Annotated in this window: 7 protein-coding genes and 1 pseudogene; 5 read left to right on the top strand and 3 right to left on the bottom strand. The window is 68.3% G+C overall.

From position 1 onward, the window contains the following. Positions 1 to 249 precede the first annotated feature (249 nt). Positions 250 to 687 carry a hypothetical protein gene (locus CA234_RS23615; protein WP_241213670.1) on the bottom strand — a complete coding sequence of 146 codons (438 nt, stop codon included), beginning with the start codon at positions 685 to 687 and terminating at the stop codon, positions 250 to 252. Positions 688 to 777: 90 nt separating this feature from the next. Then, on the bottom strand, positions 778 to 1,965 hold the full coding sequence (locus CA234_RS23610) for an MFS transporter (RefSeq protein ID WP_126002906.1): 1,188 nt from the start codon (positions 1,963 to 1,965) through the stop codon (positions 778 to 780). Between the two features lie 151 nt (positions 1,966 to 2,116). On the opposite strand from CA234_RS23610, the gene CA234_RS23605 reads away from it, so the two are divergent. Together CA234_RS23605 and CA234_RS23600 are read left to right on the top strand one after the other, a co-directional pair. Continuing rightward, on the top strand, positions 2,117 to 3,007 hold the full coding sequence (locus tag CA234_RS23605) for a LysR family transcriptional regulator (protein ID WP_126002905.1): 891 nt from the start codon (positions 2,117 to 2,119) through the stop codon (positions 3,005 to 3,007). Positions 3,008 to 3,247: 240 nt separating this feature from the next. Beyond that, positions 3,248 to 4,072, top strand: coding sequence for a p-hydroxycinnamoyl CoA hydratase/lyase (locus CA234_RS23600; RefSeq protein WP_126002904.1), 825 nt, complete (start codon positions 3,248 to 3,250; stop codon positions 4,070 to 4,072). On the opposite strand, the gene CA234_RS23595 is transcribed toward CA234_RS23600, so the two are convergent. Further along, entirely contained in the window at positions 4,059 to 4,505 is a 447-nt protein-coding gene (locus tag CA234_RS23595; RefSeq protein WP_126002903.1) for a MarR family transcriptional regulator, read from the bottom strand. The genes CA234_RS23600 and CA234_RS23595 overlap by 14 nt on opposite strands. 86 nt (positions 4,506 to 4,591) lie before the next feature. Here CA234_RS23595 and CA234_RS23590 point away from each other — a divergent pair, with 86 nt between their 5' ends. The 3 genes and pseudogenes from CA234_RS23590 to CA234_RS23580 all read left to right on the top strand — a co-directional run. Next, positions 4,592 to 6,013: an aldehyde dehydrogenase family protein gene (locus tag CA234_RS23590; RefSeq protein ID WP_126002902.1), complete on the top strand. Its 1,422-nt coding sequence runs from the start codon at positions 4,592 to 4,594 to the stop codon at positions 6,011 to 6,013. Positions 6,014 to 6,042: 29 nt separating this feature from the next. Continuing rightward, positions 6,043 to 6,930, top strand: a complete 888-nt coding sequence (locus tag CA234_RS23585) for an AraC family transcriptional regulator (protein WP_126002901.1) — start codon at positions 6,043 to 6,045, stop codon at positions 6,928 to 6,930. An 89-nt stretch (positions 6,931 to 7,019) separates the two neighbouring features. Next, positions 7,020 to 7,386, top strand: a pseudogene (locus CA234_RS23580) (TonB-dependent receptor); the annotation flags it as partial.

The raw sequence follows: 7,386 nt of genomic DNA, 5'->3' as shown, positions 1-7,386 counted from the left end.
GCGGTCTTCACGCCAGCCTCATGCTCCCGCAGCACCCCAATGATCTGATCCTCGGTAAATCGGCTTCGCCGCATCACTCGTCTCCATCTGACGAGCTAACTTACCAATGGCATGATTTCTGGGGAGCAGGTCACGCGTCATCTCAGATGGCTCCTTTGGACCCCACCGAACGCCAGGACGTCGATTTGCTTTTGGGGGTATTTTCTGGGGTAATCGCCGCAACCCCAGCGGAGTACCCCCAGATGGCGCTCAAGGAACTCGAAGTCCGCTACGCGACCAAGCGGCAGAAGGACTACATAGTCGGCGACGATCGCGCTTATGCCGTCCAGATCGAGCGCCTTCGGGCGCGGAATGTTCGGCCCAGGCGCCGTTGCCGTCGACGTCGATGATGAAGGTTTTGCCCGGCACGTCCATTGCGGTAGGCGCGACGGGCGCCGCGCCGCCGGGCTGGAACACCGGATGCGAGACCCGGCCGACATGCCAGAGCTGCATGACGATCCGCCCGCCCTCGGCATGGACGGCGTCGGCGACCTTGCGCCAGCCGGCGATCTGGGTGGCCTCCGTGATGATCATGTCGGTGGACACGTTGCCCGCGCCGGCGCGCGATCGGGTGAGGGGTGCCATCACGATGCGGTTGGGGAGGTCGATCCGGCCCAACGTGACCGGCGAGAAGAGCGTGGGATGCATGATCCGGTTCCTTGACATGGGGGATGGGCAAGGGAGGCGCCCATGCCGTCCGCCGAGGAGGAGGGGGCGAACGGCGTGGAGGTGCAGCGCTCAGGCGGCCTTGCGGCGACTGGCGAGCTGCAGGGCGGAAGCGAGAAGGGCGAGGCCGATGCCGAGTGCCGAGACCGCGCTCCAGCCGCCCGCGTTCCAGGCCGCGGTGGAGGCAGCCGCACCGCCGGCGCCGCCGAGGAACATCGATCCCATGAAGATGGTGTTCAGCCGCGAGCGCGCCTCGGGGCGGAGCGCGTAGACGATGTGCTGGTTGGAGACGAGCACGCTCTGCACCGCGAAATCGAGCAGGATGCAGCCGATTACCAGCCCGGCGACCGCGTGCCACACGCCGAATACGATCCACGTTACGACCGTGAGCAGCGTGCCGGCGAGGATCACCCGGTGCGGCCCGCGCTTGTCCGCATGGCGGCCGGCGATGGGAGCGGCGAGGATGCCGATCGCGCCGACGATGCCGAACAGCCCGGCGATCTCCGAGCCCAGTCCGAAGCGCGGCGTCTCCAGATACAGCGCGAGGATCGTCCAGAAGGCGGTGAACGCGCCGAACAGCAGCGCCTGGGTGACAGCGGCGAGCCGCAGCTGGCCGAACTCGCCCCACAGATGCACGAGCGAGCGGAGCAAACTTCCATAGCTATGGTTGCTCGCCGGCTTGCTGTGCGGCAGCGTCACCGCCATCAGCAGCGCCGCGCCCAGCGCGAGCGGCACGCCGAGCCAGAACATCGCCCGCCAGCCTTCATGCGCGGCGACGAAGCCGGCCAACGTGCGGCTGAGCAGGATGCCGCAGAGCACGCCGGACATCACCGTGCCGACGGTCGCGCCGCGCTTCTCGGGCGGGGAGAGCTGCGCGGCGAAGGGCACGATCTGCTGCGCCACCGTCGCCGAGGCGCCGAGCAGCAGCGAGGCGACCAGCAGCATCGCGGAGGAGTGGGCGAGCGCGGCACCGACCAGTCCGGCCGCGAGCACCAGGAACTGGACGACGATCAGCCGCCGCCGCTCGACCAGGTCGCCCAGCGGCACCAGCGCGAACAGGCCCAGGGCATAGCCGAGCTGGGTCGCGGTGGGGACGAGGCCGGTCAGCGCGCCCGGCATCTCGCCTTCGAGGATGCCGAGCATCGGCTGGTTGTAATAGATGTTGGCAACGGCGAGGCCCGCCGCCACCGCCATGGCGAAGTTCAGCCCGCGGCCGAGAGCGGGCGCGATCGGGCCGGCAGGATGCGTGGTGGCATGCATGAGCGCTTCCTCGGGAACTGCTTGCCGGCGCTGGCGCGATGTCCGTGTTCGGGCTGCCATGTCGGCGGTTTCGACGCCGCGGATATGGCATTGCAACGGCTATGGCGGTACTCATCCGTTTGTTTAGGACAGTATAACGGAAAGCGATAGAATGGACCTCGCAGAGCTGGCGATCTTCGTGGAGGCGGTGCAGGTCGGCAGCATCGCCGGCGCGGCGCGGCGGCTGGGGATCGGCGCCATGGTGGCGTCGCGGCGCCTCGCGGCGCTGGAGCAGGAGGTCGGCGCCCGTCTGGTCCACCGGACGACGCGCTCGCTTTCGCCCACCACCGCCGGCGAGGCCTTCCTGCCCCATGCGCGCGCCATGCTGGAGGCACAGGCGAACGGCATCGCGGCGGTGCGGCCGAGCGAGGCGGGGCTGACGGGGATGCTGCGCCTCACCACTTCGGCCGCCTTCGGCCGCAAGGTGGTGGCGCCGATGATCCCCGGCTTCATGCGCGCGCATCCGGCGCTGCAGGTCGAGCTGTTGATGACCGACGAGCAGGTGGACATCGTCGCGCGCGGGATCGACGTGGCGGTGCGGATCGCCAAGTTGCGCGACAACCATCTCGTCGCCCGCAAGCTGGCCGACAATCCGCGCCGCCTGGTGGCCTCGCCTGCCTATCTGGCGGAGCAGGGGGCGCCGCGCGGCATCGACGATCTGATCGCCCATCAATGCCTGCTGCCGACCCACATGACGCATTGGGCGTTCGTGCAGGGAGGCAAGCGCGTTCGGCAGCGGGTGGGCGGCGCATTCAGCGCGAATTCGATCGAGGCGATCCACCAGGCGTGTCTTGGCGGGCTGGGCATTGCGAATCTGTCGAGTTGGGATGTGGATGCGGCCATCCGCAGCGGGGCGCTGGTCGAGATCGAACTGACGGACGGGGTGCCCGATCCGCTCGCCATCTGGGCCGTCTATCCCACCGCGCAGCTCGTACCCGCCAAGGTGCGTGCGTTCATCGATGCGCTCGATCACGCCCTACGGCGGGTCCTGCCCGGTACGTAGACGGGCTCGATTTTCCTGGAGCATGGCAGGCCGCCGGCCAGCGCCAGGGGGGGCTGGGTGCCCCCCAGTCCGGTCGCCGCCTTCCCCACTCCGGCGCGAGCGGCATGCCGCGCAGCCGCGCGCCGGTGGCATCGGCGATAGCGTTGGCGAGCGCGGCGAAACGCGGATCGTCGCAATGCGCTTTGCGAATGGCCATTTGTATGCCAAGGATACAGTAGCCACAGCGACGGAGAGGATCGGATGACCACCAAGGACGGCGTTTCGTACCGCGTCGAGGATCGCATCGCCTGGGTCTATTTCGCCCGGCCGGACAAGCGCAACGCGATGAACCCCGCGCTCAACCGCCGCATGGCGGAGGTGTTCGACGAGCTGGAATTTCGCGACGATGTCGGCGTGCTGGTGCTGGGCGGCGAGGGGAGTGCCTGGTCGGCGGGCATGGACCTCAAGGAGTATTTCCGCGAGACCGAGGCGCAGGGACTGGGCGGCATCCGCACGTCGCAGCGCGAAAGCTATGGCTGGTTCCGCCGCCTGCGCTGGTTCCAGAAGCCGACCATCGCGATGGTGAATGGCTGGTGCTTCGGCGGCGGTTTCGGCCCGCTCTTCGCCTGCGATCTCGCGGTGGCGGCGGACGAGGCGCAGTTCGGCCTTTCCGAGATCAACTGGGGCATCCTGCCCGGCGGCGGCGTGACCAAGGTAGTGGTCGACCTGCTGCCGATGCGCGACGCGATGTGGCTGACGCTCACCGGCGAGCTGATCGACGGCAAACAGGCCGCGGCCTGCCGGCTGGTCAACGAAAGCGTGCCGCTCGAACGGCTGGAGGCGCGCACCCGCGAGATCGCCGAGATCCTTCTCAAGAAGAACCCGGTGGCGCTCAAATTCGCCAAGGATGCGGTGCGCAGGGTCGGCACCCTCACCTATGACGAGGCCGAGGATTATCTCGTGCGGATGCAGGAAGCGGCCAATTTCCATGACAAGAGCGAGGGCCGCAAGGAAGGCATTCGCCAGTTCATCGACGAGAAGAGCTACAAGCCCGGCCTCGGCGCCTATGACCTCAATCGCGGCTGAACGGCGCGTGGATCCGGTGCAGCAGCTGGAGCAGGCGCGCCCGTTCGGGCTCGGTCAGATCGGCAAGCACCGGCGCCTCGGATTCGCGCAGCCGCGCGACCATCTCCGGCAGCTGCGTCTCGCCCTCGGCGGTCAGGTGCAGCGCATGGCTGCGCAGGTCGCGGCCCGGCCGGCGCTCGACCAGCCCGCGCTCGACCAGCAGGTTTACCAGCTTCATCGCGCTCGCCCGGTTGATCGACAGCGCCCGGCCCAGCGCCGACTGGTCCAGCCCCGGCTGCGCCCGGATCAGCGCCAGCGCGGTCACCCGGGCAGGGGAGATGCCGTAGGGAGCGAGCGCGGCATGCGCCGCCTCCATCAGCCGCAAGCGCGCCATCTGCAGCTGATAGCCGATCAGCGTGTCGAGTTCGTCGTCCTGGGGAGCGGATTGGGTCATCTTGTTCGGTCGGTATGCCTGGGATACATTTGCGCAAAATAGAAGATCCGCCGCGGCGAGTCGCGGTCTGTTTTAGGAGATTGGTCTTGGAACGCACCTTCAAGCTGTTGATCAATGGCGAGGCCGTCGACGGCGCATCGCAGTTCGACGTCATCAATCCCGCCACGGCCGAGCCGTTCGCGCGCTGCCCCAAGGCCGATGCCGATCAGCTGAACGCCGCCGTCGCCGCCGCCAAGGCCGCCTTCCCGGGCTGGGCCGCGACGCCGATCGAGGAACGCGCCGCGAAGGTCGAGGCGGTCGCCGCCCGGCTGCAGGAGCGGCTGAGCGAGTTCGCGAGCCTGCTCACCACCGAACAGGGCAAGCCGCTCGACCAGGCCACCGGCGAGGTTCTGGGCACCGTGTTCACGCTGCGCGCCTTCACCCAGATGCGCCCGGAAACCAAGGTGCTGCGCGACGAGGGCGGCAACCGCGTCGTCGAGCACCGCACCCCGCTGGGCGTGGTCGCGGCGATCACGCCGTGGAACTTCCCGATGATCCTCGCCGCCAACAAGATCGGCCCGGCACTGGTCGCGGGCAACACCATGGTGCTGAAGCCCGCGCCGACCACGCCGCTCACCTCGCTGCTGATGGGCGAGATCTTCGCCGAGCTGTTGCCGCCGGGTGTGATCAACATCGTCTGCGACCAGAATGATCTCGGCGCGCTGCTCACCGCCCACCCCGATGTTGCCAAGGTCGCCTTCACCGGCTCGACCGCCACCGGCAAGAAGGTGATGGCGAGCGCCGCCGACGCCGTTAAGCGGGTGACGCTGGAGCTGGGCGGCAACGACGCGGCGATCGTGCTCGACGATGTCGAGCCCGCACTGGCGGCGAAGAAGGTGTTCCAGGGCGCGATGTACAATGCCGGGCAGATCTGCGTGGCGGTGAAGCGCGCCTATGTGCCCGAGGGCATGTATGAGGAATTCTGCACCGAGATCGCCCAGCTTGCCCGCGATGCGGTGGTCGACGACGGCGCCAAGCAGGGGGCCAAGGTAGGCCCGGTGCAGAACGCGATGCAGTTCGAGAAGGTCAAGGCGCTGATCGCGGACGCCAAGCAGCGCGGCACCGTGCTGGCCGGCGGCGACGCGCTCGACCGGCCGGGCTATTTCATCCCGCCGACGATCGTCCGCGATCTCGACGACGACGCCCCGCTGGTGCGCGAGGAGCAGTTCGGGCCGGTGCTGCCGGTGCTGAAGTATCGCGACATCGACGAGGTCATCGCCCGCGCCAACGACTCGGACTATGGCCTGGGCGGCACGATCTGGGGTCGCGACGTGGCGCGGGCGACGGAAGTGGCGATGAAGATCGACAGCGGCACGGTGTGGGTGAACCAGCATCTCGCCATCGATCCCCGCATCCCGTTCCGCGGATCGAAGCAGTCGGGGCTGGGCGGCGAACTCGGCCAGGCGGGCCTGCACGAATATACGCAAGCCCATATCGTCAATTCGGTCGAACTGGAGCCGGCTGCCTGAGCGCGGTCGAACATTTCACCACCCAGGCGGTGCCGCGCCAGCGGCGGCACCTCTTCTGGCGCGACATCGTCGCCGAAGCCTTTCCGGGCATGACCGCGATCGCCCCGGAAGGCATTCGCGCCGATCTCGCCCGGTGGCATCTGGGGCCGGTGGGCCTGGCCCGGGCGCGGAGCGCGCGGGCGCAGGTGCGGCGCGAGGGCAATCGCGACGGGCATCATCTGCTGCTCCATCTCCAGCGGCGCGGGCGGCTGACGATGCTGCACGGCGACGCGGCGGTCTCGGGGGGGATGGGCGACATCCTCGTCGCCGATGACAGCCGGCCCTATGCGATCGACATTTCCGATACCAACGAATGCCTGATCCTGCAGGTGCCGGCGGCGCTGCTCGGCGACGGGACCGGGCTGGGCAATCTGCACGGCCGGCTGCTGCCGGGGCAGGATCCGCACGTCGCCTTTCTCAATCATATGCTGCTGGGCCTGTGGGACCAGCGCGCGATGCTCGGCGATGTCGACGACGGCGTGGGCGACTTGCTGGTGGATGCGACCCGGCTGGTCTGCCGGCAGCAGCGCAGCGCGCCGTTCGTCGCAACAGGAGCGGAGACGCCCGTCGCCTATGCGCTGCGCCATCTCGGCGATCCCGAACTCGGCACCGCGAGCCTGTGCGCTGCGACCGGGCTCAGTCCGCGCGCAGTGCAGAAGGCGTTCCTGCGCGAAACCGGCCTCACCCCCACGGCCTTCGTCACCGAACGCAGGCTCATCCGCGCGGCGGAACTGCTGGTCGCGGAGCCTGGCCGCAGCGTGACCGACATCGCCTTCGCGCTCGGCTTCAACGACGCGGCCTTTTTCAGCCGCTGCTTTCGTCGGCGCTTCGCCACCAGCCCCCGCGAATGGCGGTGCAGGGGTGCGCGTCCGTCCTGATCGCGGTGCGCACCCGTCCAAGACGGGGCGCCATCCGCGCGCTAGCCTTCTCCGATAAGCGCCGAAAAGGCGCGCATCAGGAGAGGAAAATGCGCATTGGTCTCGCCACGGCCCTGCTCGCGTCGGCGGCATGGGCGGCGCCCGTCTGGGCCCAAAGCACCGAACAACCTGCCCAGCCCGAAGCGAAGCAGCAGGACAGCGGCATCGCCGAAATCGTCGTCACCGCGCAGAAGCGCGCGGAAAACGTCCAGGACGTGCCGATCGCCATCTCCGCCTTCGGCGCGGATACGCTGAAGGAACGCGCGGTCGGCAGCGTCGCCCAGCTCTCTTCTATCTCACCCAACTTCCCTCTTTATTCCCTCACTCCCTTCTCTTTCTCCCCCTCTGTTCTCTCCGCCTTTATCCTCTTCTTCCTCTCTGTCTATTTCTCCTTTCCCTTCTCTTCCTGCTTTCCTC

Origin of the sequence: Sphingomonas sp. ABOLE, from assembly GCF_003950455.1 — a bacterium.
Lineage (GTDB): Bacteria > Pseudomonadota > Alphaproteobacteria > Sphingomonadales > Sphingomonadaceae > Sphingomonas > Sphingomonas trueperi.
The sequence above is the reverse complement of the archived record's forward strand: the minus strand, read 5'-3'. Positions and strand labels throughout refer to the sequence as shown.